Consider the following 22,704-nt stretch of genomic DNA (forward strand, 5'->3'; position numbering starts at 1 on the left):
TCATGGAACGAGTCAGTATCACCGAGCGCCCGGACTGGCGCGAAAAAGCGACCGAATACGGTTTTAACTTCCACACCATGTACGGCGAGCCGTACTGGTGTGAAGACGCTTACTATAAGCTCACGCTTGCCCAGGTGGAGAAACTGGAAGAGGTGACCGCCGAGCTGCACCAGATGTGCCTGAAAGTGGTGGATAAAGTCATCGACAGCGACGCGCTGATGACGAAGTTCCGCATTCCGAAGCACACCTGGAGTTTCGTCCGCCAGTCGTGGAAAACCCACCAGCCTTCGCTTTACTCACGTCTCGATCTGGCGTGGGACGGCGTGGGCGATCCTAAGCTTCTGGAAAACAATGCTGATACGCCAACCTCGCTGTACGAAGCGGCGTTCTTCCAGTGGATCTGGCTGGAAGACCAGGCCAATGCCGGCAACCTGCCGCAAGGCAGCGACCAGTTCAACAGCCTGCAGGAAAAGCTGATTGAGCGTTTCGCTGAACTGCGCGAACAGCATGGTTTTAATCTGCTGCACCTTGCCTGCTGCCGCGACACGGAAGAAGACCGTGGCACGGTGCAATATCTGCAGGACTGCGCGGCCGAAGCTGAAGTGGCGACCGAGTTTCTCTATATCGAAGATATCGGCCTGGGTGAGAAAGGTCAGTTTACTGACCTGCAGGATCAGGTGATAAGCAACCTGTTCAAGCTCTACCCGTGGGAATACATGCTGCGTGAAATGTTCTCCACCAAGCTGGAAGACGCCGGCGTGCGCTGGCTGGAGCCGGCATGGAAGAGCATTATCTCCAACAAAGCCCTGCTGCCGATGCTCTGGGAGATGTTCCCGAACCATCCGAACCTGCTGCCGGCTTACTTTGCAGAAGACGATCACCCGCCGATGGAGAAATACGTCGTTAAACCGATCTTCTCCCGCGAAGGGGCGAACGTGTCGATTATTGAAAATGGCAAAACGCTGGAAGCCGTTGAAGGGCCTTACGGCGAGGAAGGAATGATCGTCCAGGCGTTTTATCAACTGCCGAAGTTTGGTGACAGCTATACCCTGATTGGCAGCTGGCTCATCAACGATCAGCCAGCCGGGATTGGCATCCGCGAAGATCGCGCGCTGATCACGCAGGATCTGTCACGGTTCTATCCGCACATTTTCGTCGAGTGATCGGGTGTGCCGGGGTGCGAGCGGAAGCCCTCACCCCGGCCCTTTCTCTTTGGGAAAGGCATGCATACGTTATCCAATCTGCACCGACAACATACTTAAGCTTCCCATCTCAATGCCATCGACCGGTATGCTGATCGGCTCCTGACCATCCCACGCGCCCAGTACATACAGCAACGGCAGAAAGTGTTCCGGCGTCGGGTTAGAGAGTGAACCGCCTTCGTGATCCAGATAGTTCACCAGCGGATGCTCCTCAACCGGCCCTTGCCAGGTCAGATTTGCTTTCACGTAATCGTTAAAAGATGTCGCCCACGGGTATGGCGTGTTCTCACCGTGCCAGCGCGCTGTACGCAGGTTGTGTACCACGTTGCCGCTTGCGATCAGCATGATACCCTCGTCGCGTAAGGTCGCCAGTTTTCGCCCCATCTCCAGGTGCCAGGCCGCCGGTTTAGTGCTGTCGATACTCAACTGCACCATTGGGATATCCGCCTCGGGATACATCTTTATCAGTACGCCCCACGAGCCATGGTCAAAGCCCCAGGCTTCGTTATCCAGCGCCACAGGCACAGGCGCGAGTAATTCCACCAGCTGTCTAGCCAGCGCTGGCGAGCCGGGTGCCGGATAGTGCGTGTCGTACAACGCCTGCGGGAAGCCACCGAAATCATGAATGGTTTTTGGCGTTTCCATTGCGGTCACGCCCGCGCCCCGGGTAAACCAGTGCGCAGACACCACCACAATCGCTTTCGGACGCGGTAGCGTCTCGCCCAGATGACGCCATACTCGGGTATAGACGTTGTCTTCCAGAACGTTCATTGGGCTACCGTGGCCTAAAAACAGTGCTGGCATACGGGAAGAAGTCATGGTGATATCCTTACAGAAGGTGTCAATTTAATGGTTCTACATTACGCGCAATCTCGCCCGGATGAACGCTGATAAGCGTGAAGATCATCATCAGGAAATTTGAATGTAAGGAATGTGTAAAGCAGGGTTTCGCCTCTCGCTTTGACCGAAATGAACCATTAATATTAATGATAATCATTATCATAAGGAGCAATGCATGTCAGTCCCCTTGATCCTGACTATACTGGCGGGCGCCGCAACGTTCATCGGTGCCATTCTCGGTGTGCTTGGTCAAAAGCCGTCTAACCGCGTGCTGGCCTTCTCATTGGGCTTTGCTGCCGGGATCATGCTGCTCATCTCTCTGATGGAGATGCTCCCTGCCGCACTGGGCACCGAAGGCATGTCTCCGGTGCTGGGGTATGGCATGTTTGTATTCGGCCTGCTTGGCTACTTTGCCCTCGACCGCATGCTGCCGCACGCGCATCCGCAGGATTTAATGCAAAAAAGCGTGACCCCGATGCCGCGCAATATTAAGCGCACGGCCATTCTGTTAACGCTCGGCATAAGCCTGCACAACTTCCCGGAAGGCGTAGCAACCTATGTCACCGCCAGCAGCAATCTGGAGATGGGCTTTGGTATCGCCCTGGCGGTCGCTTTGCACAATATTCCTGAAGGACTGGCGGTGGCAGGGCCGGTTTATGCCGCCACGGGCTCGAAACGGACCGCGGTCTTCTGGGCGGGGATCTCGGGGATGGCCGAAATTCTCGGCGGCGTGCTGGCGTGGTTGATTCTGGGCAGCCTGGTCTCGCCTGTGGTGATGGCCGCTATCATGGCCGCCGTGGCCGGGATAATGGTGGCGCTCTCCGTGGATGAGCTGATGCCGCTGGCGAAAGAGATCGATCCGAATAATAACCCGAGCTATGGCGTGCTGTGCGGCATGTCGGTGATGGGCTTGAGCCTGGTGCTGCTGCAAACGGCAGGGATCGGCTAAGACAATCGCGCATTAACGTCTCACAACAAAAAAGCCGGGTTTCCCCGGCTTTTTCACATCAGCCCTTTCAGCTGGCTTTGCGCGCGTGCGCCTGGCGATACTCCACCAGATCTTCAATCGTCACCACGGGCATATTATGCAGACGGGCAAAGGTGATGCACTCCGGCGCACGTGCCATGGTGCCATCGTCGTTGGTGAGTTCACACAGTACGCCCGCAGGTTTAAAGCCTGCCAGGGTCACGAGGTCAATGGTCGCTTCGGTGTGACCGCCACGGGTCAATACACCGCCAGCCTGCGCACGCAACGGGAAGACGTGGCCTGGACGATGCAGGTCTGATGGCTTCGCATCATCGGCAATCGCGGCACGTACGGTGGTCAGACGGTCAGCCGCCGACACGCCGGTGGTCACGCCATGTGCCGCTTCGATGGTCACGGTAAAACCGGTTCCAAAGGCGCTGGTGTTGTTTTCAACCATCATGGGCAGGTCGAGCTGCTTACGACGGTCTTCGTTGATACACAGGCACACGATGCCGCTACCGTGACGGATGGTCAGCGCCATCTGCTCAACGGTCATGTTTTCGGCGGCGAAAATCATGTCGCCTTCATTTTCACGGTTTTCATCGTCAAGCACCATCACGCCGCGGCCTTCGCGCAGTGCATCCAGTGCATGTTCAACACGTTCAATAGAAGTGCCAAAAGAGGAAAGTAGCGTCTGATTCATGGTAAAAAAACCTCATTAACATTATGGTTACCAGAATCAGGGCAGTCTTAGGAGCGCCGTATTAGCGGCAAAAAGATAACGTGAGCGGGCCAGGCCCGACTTGATCGTTACTCTCTCCCATCCGGACTCTAACCGTCGGCCCCGGAATTACACCGGATCTGCTGTCCTTTGAGTGGTGACCCAAAGCGCTCGCGGGCTTTCAGCGTTACGCTGATTTACCGCCGGTGGGGAATTTCGCCCCGCCCTGAGAATAAGCGAGATAACTATAACGCGATTGATTACCCTGGGCAATGCGCAGACATAAAATCTCCTTTATCCTGGGGCATGACGCGCTACAATGTTCATTAACACCGTCTTATCAAGGGAAGCCACAATGATTGACCCGAAGAAAATTGAGCAAATTGCGCGTCAGGTTCATGAGTCTATGCCAAAAGGTATTCGTGAGTTTGGGGATGACGTAGAGAAGAAAATCCGCCAGACGCTGCAGGCGCAGTTGGTTCGCCTTGATTTAGTCAGCCGCGAAGAGTTTGACGTGCAGACGCAGGTTCTGCTGCGTACCCGCGAGAAGCTGGCCATGCTGGAGCAGCGTCTGAACGAGCTGGAAAACCGCAATACGCCAGCGGAAGTAAAACCGGCACCGGCCATTCCACCGGTTGATGAAGCAGAATAACAGCCGCGTATAACGGGCTGTTTGCGAAGATACCCTCTCCTGCAAAGAGAGGGTGAAAAAAACGGGCCAGATGGCCCGTTTTTTATTGGCTGACTTTATTTGCTGTCTTTCTGGATCTTCTTGATGATGTTGGTGGTTGAGCACCCGTCCTCAAAGTTGAGCACCATCACTTCACCGCCATTAGCCCAGACCTCTTCGCTGCCTGCGATTTGATCCGGTTTGTAATCGCCGCCTTTCACCAGCAGATCCGGCAAAATACCGGCAATCAGGCGCTGCGGGGTATCTTCTTCAAACGACACCACCCAGTCCACCGCTTCCAGTGCACCCAGCACGATCATGCGCTGCTCCAGCGGGTTCACCGGACGCGTTTCACCTTTAAGACGTTTCGTCGACGCATCGCTGTTCACCGCCACAATCAGACGGTCGCCCAGCTTACGCGCATTGGCCAGATAAGAGACATGACCGGCATGCAGGATGTCGAACACGCCGTTGGTCATCACCACTTTTTCACCGCGTTTACGGGCGGCGGCAACGGCCACTTTCAGCTCATCTTCGCTCATCACGCCAAAACCGGTATCGGCACGACCACGCACCGCGTTTTCCAGTTCGATCGGCGAAACGGTGGAAGTTCCCAGCTTGCCGACGACCACGCCTGCCGCAGCATTAGCGAAGTAGCACGCTTCTTCCAGAGAGTTCCCTGCCGCCAGCGTCGCCGCCAGAACGCCAATGACCGTGTCGCCAGCACCGGTCACGTCATACACTTCCTGCGCCTGGGTCGGCATATGCAGCGGCGCTTTGCCAGGCTGCAGCAGCGTCATCCCCTGCTCGGAGCGGGTCACCAGCAGTGCGGAGAGTTCGAAGTCAGCAATGATCTTCATGCCGCGCTCAACGAGCTCTTCTTCCGTCTTACATTTGCCCGCCACCGCTTCAAACTCAGAGAGGTTTGGCGTCAGCAGCGTTGCGCCGCGATAGCGCTCAAAGTCGGTACCTTTCGGGTCGATCAGCACGGGCACATTGGCTTTACGCGCGAGCTGAATCATCTGCTGTACGCTTGCCAGCGCACCTTTGGCGTAGTCGGACAGCACCAGCGCGCCGATAGTGCTCAGCACCTGGTTAATGCGCTCGTGCAGCGGCTCAGGATCAACGCCCTCAAAGCCTTCCTCAAAGTCGAGGCGGATCAGCTGCTGGTTACGCGACAGAACGCGCAGTTTGGTGATCGTCGGGTGTGTCGGAACCGAAACAAAGTCGCACTTCACGTTCACGTCCGCCAGCGACTTGCTCAGCGCACGCGCCGCATCGTCAATGCCGGTTAAGCCAACCAGACGCGACTGCGCGCCCAGAGAGGCAATGTTCATCGCCACGTTTGCCGCGCCGCCAGGACGCTCTTCAATGGTGTCGACCTTAACTACCGGTACCGGTGCTTCCGGAGAGATGCGGCTGGTCGGCCCGTACCAGTAGCGATCCAGCATGACATCCCCGACAACCATAACTCCAGCACGTTCAAACTCTGGCAGTGTTACTTTCATTCCTGACTCCAGAAAGATTCACAATTTGCGCGCGATAATATCACACTTGTTTTGTTACGCACGGTTCCACCAGCCACTTCTGCCAGCTGGCGGTGACCTGCGCGCGTTCAGTGGCGAAACAGTCCAGCGCGACGTGGCCAGGCTGCTCCTGTAAGGCCAGGTGGTGCAGCTCGTCGCGCAGCGTGGTATAGGCGCGCGTTAAGGCCTGCGCCTCCTGCTCATCCATAATGTCGTTTTGCGCCAGCAGTTCCAGAATACGCACATTATCAGACCAGCGGGTCAGCTTCGGTTTAGCGTGCGCATGGCGTAGCACCAGATATTGCGTAATAAATTCAATATCGGTAATGCCGCCCTCATCCGCTTTAATATCAAAGCGATCGCGATGCTTATTGCCCAGGTGCGCGCGCATTTTCTCGCGCATCTCACGCACCTCGGTCTGCAGCGTGCTGCCGTCACGCGGGGTTGTCATAATCTCCCGACGAATGGCATCAAACTGCGTTTTCAGCGACGGATCGCCGTACACCACGCGGGCACGCACCAGCGCCTGATGTTCCCACGTCCAGGCTTCATTCTTCTGGTACTCAGCGAAGGACTCCGTTGAGGTCACCAGCATGCCGGCCGCGCCGGAAGGACGCAGACGCGCATCCACTTCATATAAAATGCCGGATGACGTGCGGGTGCTGAACAGATGCATAATGCGCTGGGCCAGACGCAGGTAGAACTGACGCCCGTCGATTTCACGCTCGCCGTCGGTCATGACGTCTGCCGGGCAGTCATGCAGGAAGATTAAATCGAGATCCGAGCTGTACCCCAGTTCCCATCCGCCGAGCTTACCGTAACCCACAACGGCAAAACCGCGGCCTTCGCGGTCAGCAAGGTGTTTCGGCTGGCCGTAGCGCGCCACCATCTGAATCCATGCCTGATGCACCACCGCATCAATGATCGCTTCTGCAAGCCAGGTTAAGTGATCGCTCACTTTCATCACTGGCAGCGTTCCGGCGATATCTGCCGCCGCCACGCGCAGCATTTGCGCCTGCTTAAATTGACGCAGCGCCTCCAGCTGTTGCTCTTCGTCCTCTTCCGGTACGCGCAGCAGATACTGACGCAGCTCGTCACGGTAGGCGTCCGTTGCCGTCGGCTGGTAGAGCGTATTGGGATCGAGCAGCTCATCCAGCAGCAGCGGATACCGCGCCAGCTTGTTGGCCACCATCGGCGAGGCGGCGCAAAGCGTAATCAGATGCTTGAGCGCGCCCGGGAACTCGCTCAGCAACTCAAGATAGGTCGTACGGGTGATGATCCCGCTCAGCAGCGGCATCATGCGCGACAGCGGGACCGGCGCATCCGCACGCGAGCAGACGTTGCTCAGCAGGTGCGGCATCAGATGATCCAGCACCTGACGACCGCGCGGACCAATGGCCCGTTTATTCAGTTCGAGACGGAAATCAGCAATTAACGCCACCACACGATGGCGATCGTCATCGCTCAGGTGCGCCAGCACCGGCGTGGTGTCATCTTCCTGCAGCGCGTCCTGCCACAATTCGCGCCAGTGTTCAGAGAGCGTATCGTCCTGCGATTCACTTTCATCGTCACCAATCAGCGCGTTAAAGACACGGCGCACGCCGGCCATATGCGCATCCAGTTGCCCGGTCAACGTTGACCAGTCGTCGACGTGCATCCCCCAGGCCAGCCGCGCCCGGTTCAGGTCATCGCCTGGCAAAGTCTGGGTCTGCTCGTCATTGATGCTTTGCAGCAGGTTTTCCAGGCGGCGCAGGAACAGATAGGCCTCACGCAGGATCTGCGCGTCGCCTTCCGGCAGCAAATGCAGTTGCTCTATGGCTGACAGCGTCGGCAGCAGCGAACGGGATTGCAGTGAAGGCTCACGTCCGCCGCGGATCAGCTGGAAGACCTGAACGATAAATTCGATTTCGCGAATGCCGCCCGCGCCGAGCTTGATGTTGTCCTTCAGACCCCGGCGACGCACTTCACGGGCGATCATTCCTTTCATGTTGCGCAGCGACTGAATAACGCTGAAGTCGATATAGCGACGGAACACGAACGGGCGCAGCATGGCGCGCAACTCGTTGGCGTAGGCATCGTCGCTGTCTCCCATGATCCGCGCTTTGACCATCGCGTAACGCTCCCAGTCGCGCCCCTGCTCCTGGTAATAATCTTCCAGTGCCGCAAAGCTCAGCACCAGCGGACCGCTGTCGCCAAACGGGCGCAGGCGCATATCCACGCGATAGACAAAACCATCCTGGGTAGGTTGATCCAGCGCTTTAATCAGACGTTGCCCGAGACGGGTAAAGAACTGCGCATTGTCCAGTTCACGGCGGCCCCCGCGTGTGGAGCCGTTCTCCGGCCAGGCAAAAATCAGGTCGATATCCGAGGAGAAATTCAGTTCGCAGCCCCCGAGCTTGCCCATGCCCAGAATCAAGAGTGGCTGAGGAACCCCATCCTCATTGCACGGCGTGCCCCACTCTTTACAGCAGGCGGCATAGAGCCAGTCCCGTGCGGCAACAATCAGCGTTTGTGCCAGCTCGCTCAGCTGCTGCAGGGTACTTTCTTCGCTGACCAGTTCCAGCGCCTGAGCCCAGGCAATACGCACCATCACCCGGCGGCGGAACTGGCGCAGGACGCGCATCAGTGTCGCTTCATCCGCGACCTCTTCAAGTGCGGTTTGCAACCAGCCCGCATAATGCCGCCACTCGTCTGCCTGCGGCGGGGTGCTCTCAAGCGCCTCCAGCCAGTCCGGGTAAGCGGTGATACTTTCCTGCACAAAATCACTGAAGGTGAGCACGCTCCTGGCCTGCTCGCTTAACGATGACGCCGGTAATGACTCAGGCAGACGTTCGCAAACGGTCTGCCACTGCTGCTGTAACTGCGAAGAAAGCGGCATTATAGGGTTCCTTGCCAGAGTTAACGTTTTCCGCTGTGCAGCCAGAACGGCTCCTGCGAAATGGCTTCATTACGGAAATGCTCAATCTCAATGTGCTGACGGGTTTCGATAGCATGTTTCAGCCCCTGCCAGTTCTCCAGCCAGGCCTGCGCTTTAGGGCCGTCATAGGCACCCGACAGCAGCAGCATGCTGTCGATATTGCGCGACAGGCGGATCAGCTGATCGCCATACTGGTCTCCCAGCGGATACGCAAAGGTGGTTTTAAGCTCCGCCGCGTGGCGTGAAAGATGGATATCGGCGAAACGTTTGAAGTTATCTTCAATTTTGGCCTGCGCTTTTGCATCCAGGAAGGCACGCCAGCTGCGCGTCACCAGAAACTCGGTCAGCGCCAGCCTGGCGGCGGCGTTTTGCGGGCTGTAGAGTGCCGTTTGTGCGGATACGTCAGAGAGCAGCAGCGCTTCGGTCTGGGTCAGCAGGTCACGTAAGTGAGCGCTCGCTTTACGAGGTACGATGCCGCCGAACAGCGCCAGGGTATGACGCACAAGGCTCATCGCCGCTAACACGTGCGCTTTTGCGTTTTTCACATTACGCACCCACAGCTCTTCATGATAAAGCCACTGTGAGAGCGCCAGCTCCAGCGCCGCCTCCATGCCCTGCTCAACGCTGGCTTTCGGTGGCACGTGCAAAATAGTGGTCTCTTTCAGCAGGCGCGGCGCATTCCCGGCGGCCAGATGATACCCCCGCGCCGCTTTGCTCAGGCTGCCCTGACGCAGGCCCGGCTGACTTACCAGCTTACGCGCCAGCTTCAGTACGTCCTGGACTTCACCTTCCAGCAGTTCAAGCTCCAGCTCGCAAATCGGCTCCTGAAGCTCACCCGCTTTTACCTCACCCTGATCGAGGGCGATTTCAATGCGGCTTTTCCCTTCCGTTACCAGCCATTTTTCACGCCAGAAATCGGTGCTAAACAGCGGTTTCACCTCGGCGGATAAGGTTTCTGGCAGCACGCCGTCCGGCCAGACTTCTGCCGGGAAACGATCCAGCTCAAGTTCTGGCTGATTGATGTCGATATTGTATTCCGGGCGCTGATGCAAACCGCCGACCACGCGGCCAGCGATTTTCATCGTCATCTCGTAGCGCCCGTTCGCGCCACGGATGCGCAGTCCCATATCATGGCGGCGCAGCCAGTTGTCTGGCGTTTCGTAATAAATATTAAGCAGTTGTACCGGTTCATGGTGTTCGCCGGAAAGGGTCTGCAGATGCTGACGGAGTGCGTCAACGCTGTCTTTTTCGACGATAAATTTTAATTCGATTTCTTGAGCCATAGCCTTGTACTTTTGCAGGCGTCACAGACGCGTCAATGAGGGCGAACTTCCTCGCCATTTGTTTGTCAGTACATAGTATTTTGCGCCAAATTGCCACGCAATGAGCAATTTGACGGGCGTAAATGTTTAGGGTCGTGACACAGATGATTCTGATTGCTGACGAATGCTTTGCGTAGAGACACTGTTGCCACTACTATCGTTCCACTATTTATGAAAATAACGACTAATGATGCTTAAATTACGCCTGATTGGACTTACTTTCCTCGCTTTTAGCGCCGCAACCGCCGTGCACGCTGAAGAGAAGCGTTACGTTTCTGACGAACTGAACACCTGGGTACGCAGTGGCCCTGGAGATAATTATCGCCTCGTGGGTACGGTCAATGCCGGCGAGGAAGTGACGCTGTTACAGACCAACGCGGAGACCAATTATGGTCAGGTTCGCGACAGTACCGGCCGCACGTCCTGGATCCCACTGAAAGAGCTGAGCGCGGTGCCAAGCCTGCGCACCCGCGTGCCGGATCTGGAAAATCAGGTGAAAACGCTGACCGACAAGCTGAACAATATCGACGGTACCTGGAACCAGCGCACCGCGGAAATGCAGCAGAAGGTGGCCCAGAGCGACAGCGTGATTAACGGTCTGAAAGACGAGAATCAGAAACTGAAAAACGAGCTGATTGTCGCGCAGAAGAAGGTGAACGCCGCCAATCTGCAACTTGATGACAAACAACGTACCATCATCATGCAGTGGTTTATGTACGGTGGCGGTGTGCTGGGCGTTGGCCTGGTGCTGGGTCTGGTGCTTCCTCACCTGATCCCAAGCCGTAAGCGTAAAGACCGCTGGATGAACTAATTCGTCTTCTCTGCCAGACTTACGTATTATCTTGCGAAAAGAGAAAACGGGAGTACAGGGCGTGAAGAGTTATCTGGTCGGTGGTGCGGTACGTGATGCGTTGTTAGGTCTGCCGGTCAAAGATAAAGACTGGGTGGTGGTGGGAGCCACACCTGAAGAGATGCTTAACGCGGGCTACCAGCAGGTAGGCCGCGATTTTCCCGTGTTTCTGCACCCGCAAAGCCGTGAGGAGTACGCCCTGGCGCGTACCGAACGGAAATCCGGTTCGGGTTATACCGGCTTCACCTGCTATGCCGCACCGGACGTCACGCTGGAGCAAGATCTCCTGCGTCGCGATCTCACCATCAACGCGCTGGCGCAGGACGAAGACGGCCAGATCATTGACGCGTATGGCGGTCAGGACGATCTGCGTAATCGACTGCTGCGTCACGTCTCCCCGGCGTTTTCTGAAGATCCGCTCCGCGTGCTGCGCGTGGCGCGCTTTGCGGCGCGTTACGCGCATCTGAGCTTCCGCATTGCCGATGAGACCCTGGCACTGATGACCGCCATGACCGAGGCGGGCGAACTGGCCCACCTCACGCCAGAGCGCGTCTGGAAAGAGACGGAAAACGCCCTTACTACCCGCAACCCGCAGGTCTTTTTCCAGGTGCTGCGTGACTGTGGCGCACTGAAAGTGCTGTTCCCGGAAATTGACGCGCTGTTCGGCGTGCCCGCCCCGGCGAAATGGCACCCGGAAATCGATACCGGCGTGCATACCTTGATGACCCTGAGTATGGCTGCCATGCTCAGCCCCGAGGTGGATGTGCGTTTTTCAACGCTGTGCCACGATCTCGGCAAAGGATTAACGCCAAAAGCCATGTGGCCGCGCCACCATGGCCACGGTCCTGCCGGGGTGAAGCTGGTCGAAGGGCTTTGCCAGCGCCTGCGGGTACCCAACGAGATCCGTGATCTCGCCAGACTGGTGGCGGAATTTCACGACCTGATCCACACCTTCCCGATCCTCAAACCGGCCACCATCGTTAAGCTGTTTGATAACATCGACGCATGGCGCAAACCCCAGCGCGTCGAGCAAATCGCGTTGACCAGCGAAGCCGACGTACGTGGCCGCACCGGTTTTGAAGCCTGCGATTATCCGCAGGGGCGGCTGTTACGCGCAGCGTGGGACGTGGCAAAAGCGGTACCGACTAAAGCGGTTGTCGAGGCGGGCTTCAAGGGACCGGAAATCCGGGAAGAGCTGACGAAACGTCGAATTCAGGCGGTGTCGGACTGGAAGGTAAAGCATTGCCCTCAGCCTAAAGACTGAGGGCCATCGGTCAGAAGAAGACCACGTAAACCGCAGCCGCCACGATAAAACGATAGATCGCGAACGGAATAAACGAGATACGCTTAATCAACTGCAGGAAGGTTTTGATGGCGATCAGCGCCACGATAAAGGCAGTGACAAAGCCCACGGCGAACATCGGAATGTCACCCGTGGTGAGGAAGCCAATGCTTTTATAGACGTCGAGTGCGGTCGCGCCCATCATCATCGGCACCGCCAGCAGGAACGAGAACTCCGACGCAGCATAGCGGCTAACGCCCATCAGCATCCCGCCAGAGATGGTCGCGCCTGAGCGTGAAAAGCCCGGCCACAGCGCCAGACACTGGAAACAACCAATGATAAACGCCTGACGGTAGGTCATGTCATCCAGACCTTCCGCACGTGGCGTTTTCGGCTTCAGCAGTTCTGCCGCGATCAGCAGGAAACCGCCGACGACCAGCGCATACATGACGTTAATCGGGTTAAACAGCGATTTAATGGTGTCGTGGAAAACCAGGCCCAGAACCACTGCCGGAACCATGCCAAGCAGAATATGGATAAGCGTCAGGCGACCTTTGCTTTCACCCTCGCGCTGAGGAAGACGGCCAAAGTGGATACCGATAAGCCCGAACAGACGACGCCAGAACATCACAACGACCGCCAGAATAGACCCCAACTGAATGACAACTTCAAACGTCTTTGCGGTATCGCCTTCAAAGCCCAGCAGATGGCCAACGATAATCATATGGCCCGTACTGGAAACCGGCAAAAACTCCGTCAATCCTTCGACCACACCCAGTATTGCCGCCACCAGCAGCGAGTGCATATCGCTCATCTATAAACCCCTAAAAAGATATAAAAAAAACGGTGTCCCACGCGGACAACCGTGAAAGATACAGCTTTAAGACCGGTATAACCTAAAATGGTTTAGCTATTATGACGTTAAATCTTCCCTTTCAGATTTGTGCCACGCTCAATGATCACGCCGACGTTAGCAGCACGCGCCACGGCACCCGGTTTACTCAACTTGATGCGTACCCACGGTGCGTTGAACTTGCTCAGCAGCAGCTCAGCCACCTCTTCTGCCACACGCTCCACCAGCGCAAAACGTTGCCCTTCGACGTGGCCCACGACCGTTTCACTGATATCGGCGTAGCTCAGACAGTCATTCACGTCGTCGCTTTTTGCTGACTTGCGGTTATCCCAGCCCATTTCGATATCGAACACGAGTTTCTGCTCAATGGTCTGTTCCCAGTCGTAAACACCAATAGTGGTGATTACCGAAAGTTGCTCTATAAATACAATATCCATCACGACCTGCCTGCTTTTTGGCTAAACCGGATACCACTTCCGGCGAATTATGCGTATTATCCACAGATGCTGAGAATACAGATACATTTTCAAAACGGAACAGCGTTATGAGTGCAATCGCGCCTGGAATGATCCTCCTCGCCTACCTTTGCGGCTCAATCTCCAGCGCCATTCTGGTCTGCCGCATTGCCGGGTTACCTGACCCGCGCGAAAGTGGTTCCGGGAATCCGGGGGCGACCAATGTACTACGAATTGGCGGCAAGGGAGCAGCCGTAGCGGTATTGATTTTTGATGTTCTGAAAGGAATGTTACCCGTCTGGGGAGCGTATGCGCTGGGCGTAACGCCGTTCTGGCTGGGGCTCATTGCTATCGCCGCCTGTGTCGGCCATATCTGGCCTGTATTCTTTGGTTTTAAAGGCGGTAAAGGCGTCGCCACCGCCTTTGGTGCTATTGCCCCTATCGGCTGGGACTTAACCGGCGTAATGGCTGGCACCTGGCTACTGACCATTCTTCTGAGCGGTTACTCATCACTGGGCGCCATCGTCAGCGCGCTGATCGCGCCATTCTATGTCTGGTGGTTCAAACCGCAGTTTACCTTCCCGGTGTCGATGCTCTCCTGCCTCATCCTGCTGCGTCATCACGATAATATTCAGCGCCTGTGGCGTCGCCAGGAGACCAAAATCTGGTCGAAGCTCAAGAGAAAGAAAAAAGACGCCCCGTAAGGGGTTAGTTATGCCTTATAACCAAATGTGATTTTGGTCACCCTCTGCCTGTGGTAACTGTTAATGACACAACACAACCACACAAAAAGAAAATGGCAGACATTACAGACATAACTCCCCTTTCAACGGCAGGACATTCGCCTGATGGCGACATCAAGTGGGTACGTAACGCCTCTGACGTTTCACGTCTGGTCAACGACGGTTCTCAGGGTCGGGCCAACGCCCGCATCGTAGTCGGTATCGCGCTGGGCGGTATTTTCCTCGATGCGTACGACCTTGGTGCGCTGGCGTTCGGCATCAAAGACATCACCCGCGAATTTAATCTTACCCCTGCCGGTACCGGCATGGTGGCCTCGGCCATTACCTTTGGTGCGATTGTCGGGGCGCTGCTGGGTGGCTATCTCACGGACAAGATCGGACGCTACCGCGTCTTTATGGCCGATATGCTGTTCTTCGTGGTAGCGGCCATCGCCTGTGCACTGGCACCCAACGAATATGCGCTGGCGGGCGCACGCTTTGTGATGGGTCTCGGCGTGGGGATCGATCTGCCGGTGGCGATGGCGTTTCTTAGCGAGTTCGCCAGGCTCAAAGGCCCAGGAAACAAGGCCTCCAGCGTCGCAATGTGGTGCCCAACCTGGTATGCCGCAATCAGCATCTCTTACCTGTTGGTGTTATTCTTCTACGCCGTACTGCCAGAAAGTCACAGCGACTGGCTGTGGCGCTTAATCCTGGGGTTTGGCGCGGTGCCTGCGCTGGTGATTATCGCCATTCGTAGCCGCTACATGAGCGAGTCCCCGGTCTGGGCGGCGAATCAGGGCAACCTGAAAGAGGCGGCCGCTATCTTGCGGCAATCGTATAACATCAACGCCCACGTGCCGCAGGATGCGCTTAACCAACCGGCACCGGTGGTCAACAAGGCGAAGTGGGCAAACTATCTGAACCTGTTCCGTGGCGTCTATTTGCGACGTACCACGCTCGCTACCCTGCTCTCGGTGGTGTCGTCTTTCGCCTATAACGCCGTCGCATTTGGTCTGCCGGTCATTATCTCCAGCTTCTTTGTGCAGTCGATGCTGACCACTATTCTGATCTCACTGGTGCTAAACCTGCTGTTTGCCTTCGTCGGCGGATTGCTGGCAGTGCGCTATGTTCCGCGTTTCGGCGCGTGGCGGATGTCGCTGGCGGGCTACGCCTGTCAGCTTGTTGCTCTGCTGGGGCTGGCGCTGATTGGTCGTCCGGAAGGCGTATCGGAAGGCGTTATCGCCGTCGCGATGCTGGCGCTGTTCCTGTTCGGTCAGGGATTTGGGCCCGGTGCCCATACCATGACGTTTGCGTCCCTGAGCTATCCCACCTCTCTGCGCGGCGTGGGCGTGGGCCTTAACCAGACGCTGATGCGCAGCAGTTCTACGCTCTCGCTGTTTCTGTTCCCGCTGCTGGTGGCCTCTCTTGATACCGCCGTGTTCTGGGTGATCGCCCTGGCACCGTTTATCGGGCTGGCTTCGCTGCTGGCGATCCGCTGGGAGCCGTCCGGCTATGATGTGGATGCAGAGGATTATCGATAACCTTCTCAACCGGCTCCTTGAGCCGGTTTTTTTATCCATAAGCGACTCATATGACAGCCTTCATTTCTGCCAGGGCATACTGAAACGTCTCCCGATGATGAGCAGATGGATGCAGCATGTTAGCAGCTCAGGTCACTGATAATTCTTACAAAGGCTGGCAGGCATCGCTTGCCCTGCAGTTTTGTTACACCCCTGAGAAAACCCTCCTGCACGCTGCTCATCACATCGGGCCCCTCACCGTACAGCGACCTTTTTATCCCGAAGGCGACACCTGTCACCTGTATTTACTGCACCCGCCAGGCGGGATAGTCGGCGGCGATACGCTGGATATTTCGGTGCATCTGGACGCGAAAAGCCATGCGCTGATCACCATGCCCGGCGCGAGCAAGTTCTATCGCAGCAGCGGCCCGCAGGCCTGTCTCAATCAGCACTTCTGGCTCGACGATGAGGCTACGCTGGAGTGGCTGCCACAGGACACCATTATCTTTCCCGGTGCGAATGCCGCCCTGCGTTCCGTTTTTCATCTGAAGGCTTCCAGTACGCTGCTGGCGTGGGAGTTGTACTGTCTGGGTCGCCCGGTGATCGGCGAAACCTTCAGCCACGGCACGCTGGAAAGCCGCCTTGAGATCTGGGTCAACGATGAGCCACGGCTGATTGAACGTCAGCACCTCAGCAATGGCGATCTCACGCCCGTTGCAGGTCTCCCGTGGGTCGGCACGCTGCTGTTCTTTCCGGCCAGGGAAGCGCACCTCGAAATGGTGCGCGAGCTGCTGACGCCGCTGAGCCACTTTGCCGGGGCAACGCTCACAGACGATCTGCTGTCGGTGCGTTTTCTCTCCCACGACAACCTGATTTGCCAGCGGGTGATGCGTGATATCTGGCAGTCGCTTCGCCCGCTTTTAACCCCCAAAACCGCCTGTTCGCCGCGTATCTGGCAGACATAAGAGAAACGTTATGGAACTGACCCCCAGAGAAAAAGACAAGCTGTTGCTGTTTACCGCTGCGCTGGTTGCCGAACGCCGCCTTGCGCGCGGGGTAAAACTGAATTACCCGGAATCAGTCGCGCTGATCAGCGCGTTTATTATGGAAGGCGCCCGCGATGGCGAAACCGTCGCCTCACTGATGGAAGCGGGCCGTCACGTCCTGACGCGCGACCAGGTGATGGAAGGCGTACCGGAGATGATCCCCGACATTCAGGTGGAAGCGACGTTCCCGGACGGATCAAAGCTCGTCACCGTCCATAACCCGATCGTATAAGGAGCGCGTAATGATCCCAGGCGAATACCAGATCCAATCCGGAAACATTGCGATCAACGTTGGGCGAGACACGCAAAACGTGATCGTCGAAAACCATGGCGACAGGCCGATCCAGGTGGGATCGCACTACCACTTTTATGAGATTAACCCGGCGCTGAAATTCGACCGGGAAGCCACCAAAGGCTATCGGCTGAATATTCCGGCAGGCACCGCCGTGCGTTTCGAACCCGGACAGAAGCGCGAGGTGACGCTGGTTCAGGTCAGCGGCGCGCAGCGTATTTTCGGCTTTCGCGGCGAGGTGATGGGAGAGGTGAAAAATGGCTGAAATTTCACGCCAGGCCTACGCCGATATGTTCGGCCCCACCACTGGCGATAAAGTGCGTCTGGCCGACAGCGAGCTGTGGATAGAAGTGGAAAACGATCTCACGGTCTACGGCGAAGAGGTCAAATTCGGCGGCGGGAAGGTGATCCGCGACGGTATGGGCCAGGGGCAGATGACATCCGACGGCTGCGTGGATCTGGTGCTGACCAACGCGCTGATTATCGATCACTGGGGGATCGTTAAAGCCGATATTGGCGTAAAAAACGGGCGGATCTTTGCCGTGGGTAAAGCCGGCAACCCGGATATACAGCCCGGGGTCACGATCCCGATTGGCGCAGCGACAGAAGTGATCGCCGCCGAAGGGAAAATTGTCACCGCCGGCGGGATCGACACGCACATCCACTGGATCTGCCCGCAGCAGGCGGAAGAGGCGCTGGTCTCTGGCGTCACCACCATGATTGGCGGGGGCACGGGCCCTGCGGCAGGCACCAACGCCACGACCTGTACGCCGGGGCCCTGGTATATCGCGCGAATGTTGCAGGCGGCCGATACACTACCGGTGAATATCGGCCTGCTTGGCAAAGGTAATGGTTCCAACCCTGATGCCCTGCGCGAGCAGATCGCAGCGGGTGCCATCGGGCTGAAGATCCACGAAGACTGGGGCGCGACGCCAGCCGCCATCAACTGCTCACTGGCGGTGGCGGAGGAGATGGATATTCAGGTGGCGCTGCACAGCGACACGCTGAACGAATCCGGGTTTGTTGAGGACACGCTGGCGGCTATCGGTGGGCGGACCATTCACACCTTCCATACGGAAGGGGCGGGCGGCGGACATGCACCGGATATTATTACCGCCTGCGCACACCCGAATATTCTGCCCTCCTCCACTAACCCGACGCTGCCCTACACGGTGAATACCATCGACGAGCATCTCGACATGCTGATGGTGTGTCACCACCTCGACCCGGATATCGCCGAGGACGTGGCCTTTGCTGAATCACGCATTCGCCGGGAGACCATCGCTGCGGAAGATGTCCTTCACGATATCGGCGCCTTCTCGCTGACCTCGTCCGATTCCCAGGCAATGGGTCGCGTCGGCGAAGTGATTATTCGTACCTGGCAGGTGGCGCACCGTATGAAGGTTCAGCGCGGCGCACTGCCGGAAGAGACCGGGAACAACGATAACTACCGCGTGAAACGCTATATCGCCAAATACACCATTAACCCGGCGCTAACCCACGGGATTGCCCATGAAGTGGGCTCGATTGAGGCCGGGAAACTGGCGGATTTAGTGGTCTGGGCCCCCGCGTTCTTTGGCGTCAAACCCGCCACCATTGTGAAAGGCGGGATGATCGCCTGCGCGCCGATGGGGGATATCAACGCCTCTATCCCAACGCCGCAACCGGTCCATTACCGTCCGATGTTTGGCTCGCTGGGTGCCGCACGCCATGCGACACGGCTGACGTTTGTCTCCCAGGCTGCCGATGCGAAGGGCATTTCGCACCAGCTCAGCCTGCAGAGCGGCATAGCCGTCGTAAAAGGCTGCCGCACGGTGAAAAAGGCCGACATGATCCACAACAGCCTGCAGCCCAACATCACCGTTGATGCACAAACTTACGAGGTTCGCGTTGATGGCGAGCTCATTACCAGCGAGCCGGCAGACGTTCTGCCGATGGCCCAACGCTATTTCCTGTTTTAAGGAGTGACGATGATCTACCTGACCCAACGCCTTGACCATGCCCATCCGATAACCGCCAGCGTCACGCTGCCGATTGATGTCCGGGTAAAAAGCCGTGCCCGCGTGACGCTGAATGACGGTCGCGAAGCCGGGCTGATGCTGCCGCGCGGCCTGCTGCTGCGCGGGGGAGATCTGCTGACCACTGACGACGGCAGCGAGGTGATCGAGGTGATCGCCGCGCCGGAATCGGTCTCCGTGGTGCGCTGCGACGATCCGTTCCTGCTCGCCCGCGCCTGCTACCACCTCGGCAACCGCCACGTGCCGCTGCAGATCATGCCTGGCGAGCTGCGCTACCACCACGATCATGTGCTCGATGACATGCTGCGCCAGTTCGGGCTCGAGGTGACATTTGCCACCCTCCCGTTTGAACCGGAAGCAGGGGCGTATACCAGCGATGCCCACAGCCATAGCCATAGCCATAGTCACTCTCACGCTCATTCACATTAAGGATTCATCATGCGTACGTTTTTACCTCTGTTACTGCTGGCCTTTTCTCTTCCTGCCCTGGCGCATCCCGGACACGGCACAGACAGCTTTCAGGCCGGTTTTTTCCATCCGCTGACGGGTCTTGATCATCTGCTGATGCTAACCGGTGCGGGCGTACTTTCGGCCCTGAGCGGGCGCAAGCTGCTGCTGCCCCTTGCCACTCTCAGCATGATGCTGGCCGGGGCCGTTGCAGGCAGCCTGCTTGGCGGCTTTAGCGGCATGGAAATGCTGATTATCGCCTCGCTGGCGGTCTGCGGCGCGATGATGTTTAAAACCGAAAATCGCCTGCTGTTGGCCGTGCCGGCGCTGGCAATGTTCCACGGCTGGGCGCACGGGGTAGAGATGTCTGGCCATAACTTCTGGCTCTTCACCAGCGGCTTTATGTTTGCCAGTGCCACGGTGCTGTGCGCCAGCTTCGCCGCCGGGTTGCTGCTGCGCCGTCACGACGGGTTACGTAAAACCTTTGGTGGCGGGCTGATTGTCTCTGCGCTGCTGGCGCTGATGAGCTGATGGAGCACGTCCGCCAGCGGCTGCGCCTGATGCAGCTCTCCAGCAGCAGCCTTCCGGTCGGGTCATTCACCTGGTCGCAGGGGCTGGAGTGGGCCGTAGAAGCAGGCTGGGTCCCCAATGCTGAGGCGTTCAAAAACTGGCAGATCCTGCAGATGGAGCAGAGCTTTTTCTGTGTCGATCTGCCGCTGTTTTCCCGACTTTATCAGGCGTGCGAGCAAAACGATTTGGCGACGGCAACACGCTGGACGGCTTACCTTCTCGCCTGCCGGGAAACGCGTGAACTGCGTGAAGAGGAACGCAACCGCGGGGCGGCCTTTACGCGCCTGCTCAAAAGCTGGGAGCCGGACTGTCCGGCAGAGTGGCGGACGCTGTTTATGCAAAGCCAGCTCAGCGGCATGGCGTGGCTCGGAGTACGCTGGGGCATTAGCGCCCATGAGCTGGCCCTGAGCCTGGGCTACAGCTGGATTGAGAGCGCGGTCATGGCAGGCGTCAAGCTGGTGCCGTTCGGGCAACAGACGGCGCAGCAGCTGATTATCGACCTGAGCGACCACTTTGCCGCCGGGCTTGAACCGGCTTTTTTGCGTGGCGACGACGCGTTGGGTGCGGCAACGCCGCTGTCGGCCATCGCCTCTGCGCGCCACGAAACACAATATTCACGATTATTCCGTTCCTGAGGAGACAACATGGCTGATTACAAACATCCCCTGCGCGTGGGCGTGGGCGGCCCGGTGGGGTCGGGCAAAACCGCGTTACTGGAAGCACTCTGCAAAGCAATGCGCGACACCTATCACCTGGCAGTGGTGACCAACGATATCTACACCAAAGAGGACCAGCGCATTCTTACCGAAGCGGGTGCCCTTGAGCCAGAGCGCATCGTGGGCGTGGAGACGGGCGGCTGCCCGCATACCGCAATCCGCGAAGATGCCTCAATGAACCTGGCGGCAGTGGAAGCGTTAAGCGAAAAGTTCGGCAATCTGGACCTGATCTTCGTTGAAAGCGGCGGTGACAACCTGAGCGCCACCTTCAGTCCGGAGCTGGCTGACCTGACTATCTATGTGATTGACGTCGCTGAAGGGGAGAAGATCCCGCGTAAGGGCGGACCAGGGATAACCAAATCCGATTTTCTGGTGATCAACAAAACCGACCTGGCGCCCTATGTGGGGGCCTCACTGGAAGTGATGGAGCGTGACACCAACCGCATGCGCGGCGAGCGCCCGTGGACCTTCACCAATCTGAAGGCGGGCGACGGACTGGCGACGATCGTGACATTTCTGGAAGAGAAAGGGATGTTGCGGATGTAACCGTTTAAATCCCCTCTCCCTGGCGGGAGAGGGTCAGGCATTACGCCTCCGGCAACTCCGCCAGCGGCCAGCGTGGACGTACAGAGACGCTCAGATCGGCGGTCGCGCCAGCGTTCAGACGCACCATGCCCGCGTAGGCGATCATCGCCCCGTTATCGGTACAGAATTCCGGACGGGCATAAAATACTTCCCCACCACGCTTTTGCATCATCTGGGCGAGTTTTGCACGCAGCGTGCGGTTGGCGCTGACGCCCCCGGCCATCACCAGACGCTTAAAGCCGGTCTTTTCCAGTGCGCGTTTGCATTTGATCATCAGGGTATCGACCACCGCGTCTTCGAACGCACGGGCGATATCAGCACGGGTCTGCTCGCTATCGTCATTATTGCGAATGGTATTGGCCGCGAAGGTTTTCAGACCGGAAAAGCTGAAATCCAGCCCTGGACGGTCAGTCATCGGACGCGGGAAGACGAAACGCCCTTCCGTGCCCTGCGATGCCATTTTCGAGAGCATCGGACCGCCAGGATAATCCAGACCCAGCAGTTTGGCCGTTTTGTCGAAGGCCTCACCGGCTGCGTCGTCAATGGACTCGCCGAGCAGCTCATACTTGCCAATCCCCGTTACGCTAATCAGCTGGGTATGGCCACCTGAAACCAGCAGCGCCACAAAAGGAAACGCAGGCGGATTATCTTCCAGCATCGGCGCCAGAAGATGCCCTTCCATATGGTGAACCGGAATGGCCGGCACATCCCACGCGAATGCCAGCGAACGGCCCACCGTTGCGCCGACCAGCAGCGCACCCACCAGGCCCGGGCCTGCGGTATACGCTACAGCATCAATATCAGTAGAGCTCAACCCGGCTTCTTTCAGCGCCGCCTGAATCAGGGGAACCGTTTTACGCACGTGGTCACGAGAAGCCAGTTCAGGCACGACGCCGCCGTAGTCAGCGTGTAATTTCACCTGACTATACAGTTGGTTGGCAAGAAGCCCTTTTTCGTCGTCGTAAATGGCGATGCCGGTCTCATCGCAGGATGTTTCAATACCCAGTACACGCATGACTTGTTTTACCTCGTTTCAATACCGCGCAGTGTAGGGCCAATGCGGATTGATGTAAAACTTTGTTCGCCCCAGGAAGAAGCCTCGTGTATACTCCTCACCCTTATTAAAGTCCCTTTCAAAAACGCGTCGGTGCTTTACAAAGCAGCAGCATTTGCAGTAAAATTC

The 22,704-nt window shown here is 57.5% G+C and carries 23 protein-coding genes and 1 riboswitch; of the genes, 15 read left to right on the plus strand and 8 right to left on the minus strand.

Annotated features, from left to right (window positions below; all coding sequences use genetic code 11):
* Positions 1-2 precede the first annotated feature (2 nt).
* The gene (locus JTA15_RS14185; protein ID WP_032680275.1) at positions 3-1,163 is read left to right on the plus strand and encodes a glutathionylspermidine synthase family protein; all 1,161 of its coding nucleotides are present in this window, start codon (positions 3-5) and stop codon (positions 1,161-1,163) included.
* 69 nt (positions 1,164-1,232) lie between these two features.
* Here JTA15_RS14185 and ygiD read toward each other — a convergent pair whose 3' ends face one another.
* Positions 1,233-2,021, minus strand: coding sequence for a 4,5-DOPA dioxygenase extradiol (gene ygiD / locus JTA15_RS14190; RefSeq protein WP_219372425.1), 789 nt, complete (start codon positions 2,019-2,021; stop codon positions 1,233-1,235).
* A 196-nt stretch (positions 2,022-2,217) separates the two neighbouring features.
* Between ygiD and zupT the strand changes: the two genes are divergently transcribed.
* Complete coding sequence (zupT, locus tag JTA15_RS14195) at positions 2,218-2,991, plus strand: zinc transporter ZupT (protein ID WP_014171648.1); 774 nt, start codon at positions 2,218-2,220, stop codon at positions 2,989-2,991.
* A 67-nt stretch (positions 2,992-3,058) separates the two neighbouring features.
* Here the strand turns inward: zupT and ribB are convergent, their stop codons facing one another.
* Positions 3,059-3,712, minus strand: a complete 654-nt coding sequence (gene ribB, locus JTA15_RS14200; RefSeq protein WP_014171649.1) for a 3,4-dihydroxy-2-butanone-4-phosphate synthase — start codon at positions 3,710-3,712, stop codon at positions 3,059-3,061.
* 105 nt (positions 3,713-3,817) lie between these two features.
* Positions 3,818-3,968, minus strand: a riboswitch (FMN riboswitch).
* A 117-nt stretch (positions 3,969-4,085) separates the two neighbouring features.
* Here ribB and ubiK point away from each other — a divergent pair.
* Entirely contained in the window at positions 4,086-4,382 is a 297-nt protein-coding gene (ubiK, locus tag JTA15_RS14205) for a ubiquinone biosynthesis accessory factor UbiK (RefSeq protein ID WP_219372426.1), read from the plus strand.
* 95 nt (positions 4,383-4,477) lie between these two features.
* On the opposite strand, the gene hldE is transcribed toward ubiK, so the two are convergent.
* From hldE to JTA15_RS14220, 3 genes are read right to left on the minus strand one after another with little or no spacing between them, the layout of a single operon-like run.
* On the minus strand, positions 4,478-5,908 hold the full coding sequence (gene hldE, locus JTA15_RS14210) for a bifunctional D-glycero-beta-D-manno-heptose-7-phosphate kinase/D-glycero-beta-D-manno-heptose 1-phosphate adenylyltransferase HldE (protein ID WP_219372427.1): 1,431 nt from the start codon (positions 5,906-5,908) through the stop codon (positions 4,478-4,480).
* Positions 5,909-5,948: 40 nt separating this feature from the next.
* Positions 5,949-8,807 carry a bifunctional [glutamate--ammonia ligase]-adenylyl-L-tyrosine phosphorylase/[glutamate--ammonia-ligase] adenylyltransferase gene (glnE, locus tag JTA15_RS14215; RefSeq protein WP_088202977.1) on the minus strand — a complete coding sequence of 953 codons (2,859 nt, stop codon included), beginning with the start codon at positions 8,805-8,807 and terminating at the stop codon, positions 5,949-5,951.
* 17 nt (positions 8,808-8,824) lie between these two features.
* Positions 8,825-10,126, minus strand: a complete 1,302-nt coding sequence (locus tag JTA15_RS14220; protein WP_032678982.1) for an inorganic triphosphatase — start codon at positions 10,124-10,126, stop codon at positions 8,825-8,827.
* A 229-nt stretch (positions 10,127-10,355) separates the two neighbouring features.
* Between JTA15_RS14220 and JTA15_RS14225 the strand changes: the two genes are divergently transcribed.
* Together JTA15_RS14225 and JTA15_RS14230 are read left to right on the plus strand one after the other, a co-directional pair.
* Positions 10,356-10,976, plus strand: coding sequence for a TIGR04211 family SH3 domain-containing protein (locus JTA15_RS14225; RefSeq protein ID WP_025203004.1), 621 nt, complete (start codon positions 10,356-10,358; stop codon positions 10,974-10,976).
* 61 nt (positions 10,977-11,037) lie between these two features.
* A complete protein-coding gene (locus JTA15_RS14230) occupies positions 11,038-12,279 on the plus strand; it encodes a multifunctional CCA addition/repair protein (protein WP_219372428.1) in 1,242 nt (413 codons plus the stop codon).
* Positions 12,280-12,289: 10 nt separating this feature from the next.
* On the opposite strand, the gene bacA is transcribed toward JTA15_RS14230, so the two are convergent.
* Together bacA and folB are read right to left on the minus strand one after the other, a co-directional pair.
* The gene (gene bacA / locus JTA15_RS14235) at positions 12,290-13,111 is read right to left on the minus strand and encodes an undecaprenyl-diphosphate phosphatase (RefSeq protein ID WP_014171656.1); all 822 of its coding nucleotides are present in this window, start codon (positions 13,109-13,111) and stop codon (positions 12,290-12,292) included.
* Between the two features lie 107 nt (positions 13,112-13,218).
* Positions 13,219-13,587, minus strand: coding sequence for a bifunctional dihydroneopterin aldolase/7,8-dihydroneopterin epimerase (gene folB, locus JTA15_RS14240; protein ID WP_020883629.1), 369 nt, complete (start codon positions 13,585-13,587; stop codon positions 13,219-13,221).
* 107 nt (positions 13,588-13,694) lie between these two features.
* On the opposite strand from folB, the gene plsY reads away from it, so the two are divergent.
* From plsY to ureG, 10 genes are all read left to right on the plus strand, one after another.
* The gene (gene plsY / locus JTA15_RS14245) at positions 13,695-14,309 is read left to right on the plus strand and encodes a glycerol-3-phosphate 1-O-acyltransferase PlsY (RefSeq protein WP_020883628.1); all 615 of its coding nucleotides are present in this window, start codon (positions 13,695-13,697) and stop codon (positions 14,307-14,309) included.
* 92 nt (positions 14,310-14,401) lie between these two features.
* Positions 14,402-15,868, plus strand: coding sequence for an MFS transporter (locus tag JTA15_RS14250; protein ID WP_219372429.1), 1,467 nt, complete (start codon positions 14,402-14,404; stop codon positions 15,866-15,868).
* A 116-nt stretch (positions 15,869-15,984) separates the two neighbouring features.
* Entirely contained in the window at positions 15,985-16,812 is an 828-nt protein-coding gene (locus tag JTA15_RS14255; RefSeq protein ID WP_219372430.1) for an urease accessory protein UreD, read from the plus strand.
* 10 nt (positions 16,813-16,822) lie between these two features.
* Positions 16,823-17,125, plus strand: a complete 303-nt coding sequence (locus tag JTA15_RS14260; protein WP_003862556.1) for an urease subunit gamma — start codon at positions 16,823-16,825, stop codon at positions 17,123-17,125.
* A gap of 10 nt (positions 17,126-17,135) precedes the next feature.
* On the plus strand, positions 17,136-17,450 hold the full coding sequence (locus JTA15_RS14265; protein WP_020883624.1) for an urease subunit beta: 315 nt from the start codon (positions 17,136-17,138) through the stop codon (positions 17,448-17,450).
* A complete protein-coding gene (gene ureC / locus JTA15_RS14270; protein ID WP_219372431.1) occupies positions 17,443-19,146 on the plus strand; it encodes an urease subunit alpha in 1,704 nt (567 codons plus the stop codon). Before JTA15_RS14265 ends, ureC begins: the two co-directional genes overlap by 8 nt.
* A 9-nt stretch (positions 19,147-19,155) precedes the next feature.
* Positions 19,156-19,632 (plus strand): urease accessory protein UreE, encoded by a 477-nt coding sequence (ureE, locus tag JTA15_RS14275; RefSeq protein WP_047956114.1) that lies wholly within the window; start codon positions 19,156-19,158, stop codon positions 19,630-19,632.
* A 9-nt stretch (positions 19,633-19,641) separates the two neighbouring features.
* A complete protein-coding gene (locus JTA15_RS14280; protein WP_219372432.1) occupies positions 19,642-20,181 on the plus strand; it encodes a HupE/UreJ family protein in 540 nt (179 codons plus the stop codon).
* Positions 20,181-20,855 carry an urease accessory protein UreF gene (locus tag JTA15_RS14285; RefSeq protein ID WP_219372433.1) on the plus strand — a complete coding sequence of 225 codons (675 nt, stop codon included), beginning with the start codon at positions 20,181-20,183 and terminating at the stop codon, positions 20,853-20,855. The genes JTA15_RS14280 and JTA15_RS14285 overlap by 1 nt, the downstream gene beginning before the upstream one ends.
* Positions 20,856-20,864: 9 nt before the next feature.
* Positions 20,865-21,482 (plus strand): urease accessory protein UreG, encoded by a 618-nt coding sequence (gene ureG / locus JTA15_RS14290; protein ID WP_138614658.1) that lies wholly within the window; start codon positions 20,865-20,867, stop codon positions 21,480-21,482.
* Positions 21,483-21,522: 40 nt separating this feature from the next.
* On the opposite strand, the gene tsaD is transcribed toward ureG, so the two are convergent.
* Positions 21,523-22,536, minus strand: coding sequence for a tRNA (adenosine(37)-N6)-threonylcarbamoyltransferase complex transferase subunit TsaD (gene tsaD / locus JTA15_RS14295; RefSeq protein WP_020883618.1), 1,014 nt, complete (start codon positions 22,534-22,536; stop codon positions 21,523-21,525).
* Positions 22,537-22,704: the final 168 nt, after the last annotated feature.

Origin of the sequence: Enterobacter sp. BIDMC 29 (assembly GCF_019378755.1) — a bacterium.
GTDB lineage: Bacteria > Pseudomonadota > Gammaproteobacteria > Enterobacterales > Enterobacteriaceae > Enterobacter > Enterobacter ludwigii.

Coding starts and splice junctions, on each gene's coding strand:
- JTA15_RS14185 (WP_032680275.1), top strand. CDS start 3: ATGGAACGAGTCAGTATCACCGAGCGCCCGGACTGGCGCGAAAAAGCG.
- ygiD (WP_219372425.1), bottom strand. CDS start 2,021: ATGACTTCTTCCCGTATGCCAGCACTGTTTTTAGGCCACGGTAGCCCA.
- zupT (WP_014171648.1), top strand. CDS start 2,218: ATGTCAGTCCCCTTGATCCTGACTATACTGGCGGGCGCCGCAACGTTC.
- ribB (WP_014171649.1), bottom strand. CDS start 3,712: ATGAATCAGACGCTACTTTCCTCTTTTGGCACTTCTATTGAACGTGTT.
- ubiK (WP_219372426.1), top strand. CDS start 4,086: ATGATTGACCCGAAGAAAATTGAGCAAATTGCGCGTCAGGTTCATGAG.
- hldE (WP_219372427.1), bottom strand. CDS start 5,908: ATGAAAGTAACACTGCCAGAGTTTGAACGTGCTGGAGTTATGGTTGTC.
- JTA15_RS14220 (WP_032678982.1), bottom strand. CDS start 10,126: ATGGCTCAAGAAATCGAATTAAAATTTATCGTCGAAAAAGACAGCGTT.
- JTA15_RS14225 (WP_025203004.1), top strand. CDS start 10,356: ATGCTTAAATTACGCCTGATTGGACTTACTTTCCTCGCTTTTAGCGCC.
- bacA (WP_014171656.1), bottom strand. CDS start 13,111: ATGAGCGATATGCACTCGCTGCTGGTGGCGGCAATACTGGGTGTGGTC.
- folB (WP_020883629.1), bottom strand. CDS start 13,587: ATGGATATTGTATTTATAGAGCAACTTTCGGTAATCACCACTATTGGT.
- plsY (WP_020883628.1), top strand. CDS start 13,695: ATGAGTGCAATCGCGCCTGGAATGATCCTCCTCGCCTACCTTTGCGGC.
- JTA15_RS14250 (WP_219372429.1), top strand. CDS start 14,402: ATGGCAGACATTACAGACATAACTCCCCTTTCAACGGCAGGACATTCG.
- JTA15_RS14255 (WP_219372430.1), top strand. CDS start 15,985: ATGTTAGCAGCTCAGGTCACTGATAATTCTTACAAAGGCTGGCAGGCA.
- JTA15_RS14260 (WP_003862556.1), top strand. CDS start 16,823: ATGGAACTGACCCCCAGAGAAAAAGACAAGCTGTTGCTGTTTACCGCT.
- JTA15_RS14265 (WP_020883624.1), top strand. CDS start 17,136: ATGATCCCAGGCGAATACCAGATCCAATCCGGAAACATTGCGATCAAC.
- ureC (WP_219372431.1), top strand. CDS start 17,443: ATGGCTGAAATTTCACGCCAGGCCTACGCCGATATGTTCGGCCCCACC.
- ureE (WP_047956114.1), top strand. CDS start 19,156: ATGATCTACCTGACCCAACGCCTTGACCATGCCCATCCGATAACCGCC.
- JTA15_RS14280 (WP_219372432.1), top strand. CDS start 19,642: ATGCGTACGTTTTTACCTCTGTTACTGCTGGCCTTTTCTCTTCCTGCC.
- JTA15_RS14285 (WP_219372433.1), top strand. CDS start 20,181: ATGGAGCACGTCCGCCAGCGGCTGCGCCTGATGCAGCTCTCCAGCAGC.
- ureG (WP_138614658.1), top strand. CDS start 20,865: ATGGCTGATTACAAACATCCCCTGCGCGTGGGCGTGGGCGGCCCGGTG.
- tsaD (WP_020883618.1), bottom strand. CDS start 22,536: ATGCGTGTACTGGGTATTGAAACATCCTGCGATGAGACCGGCATCGCC.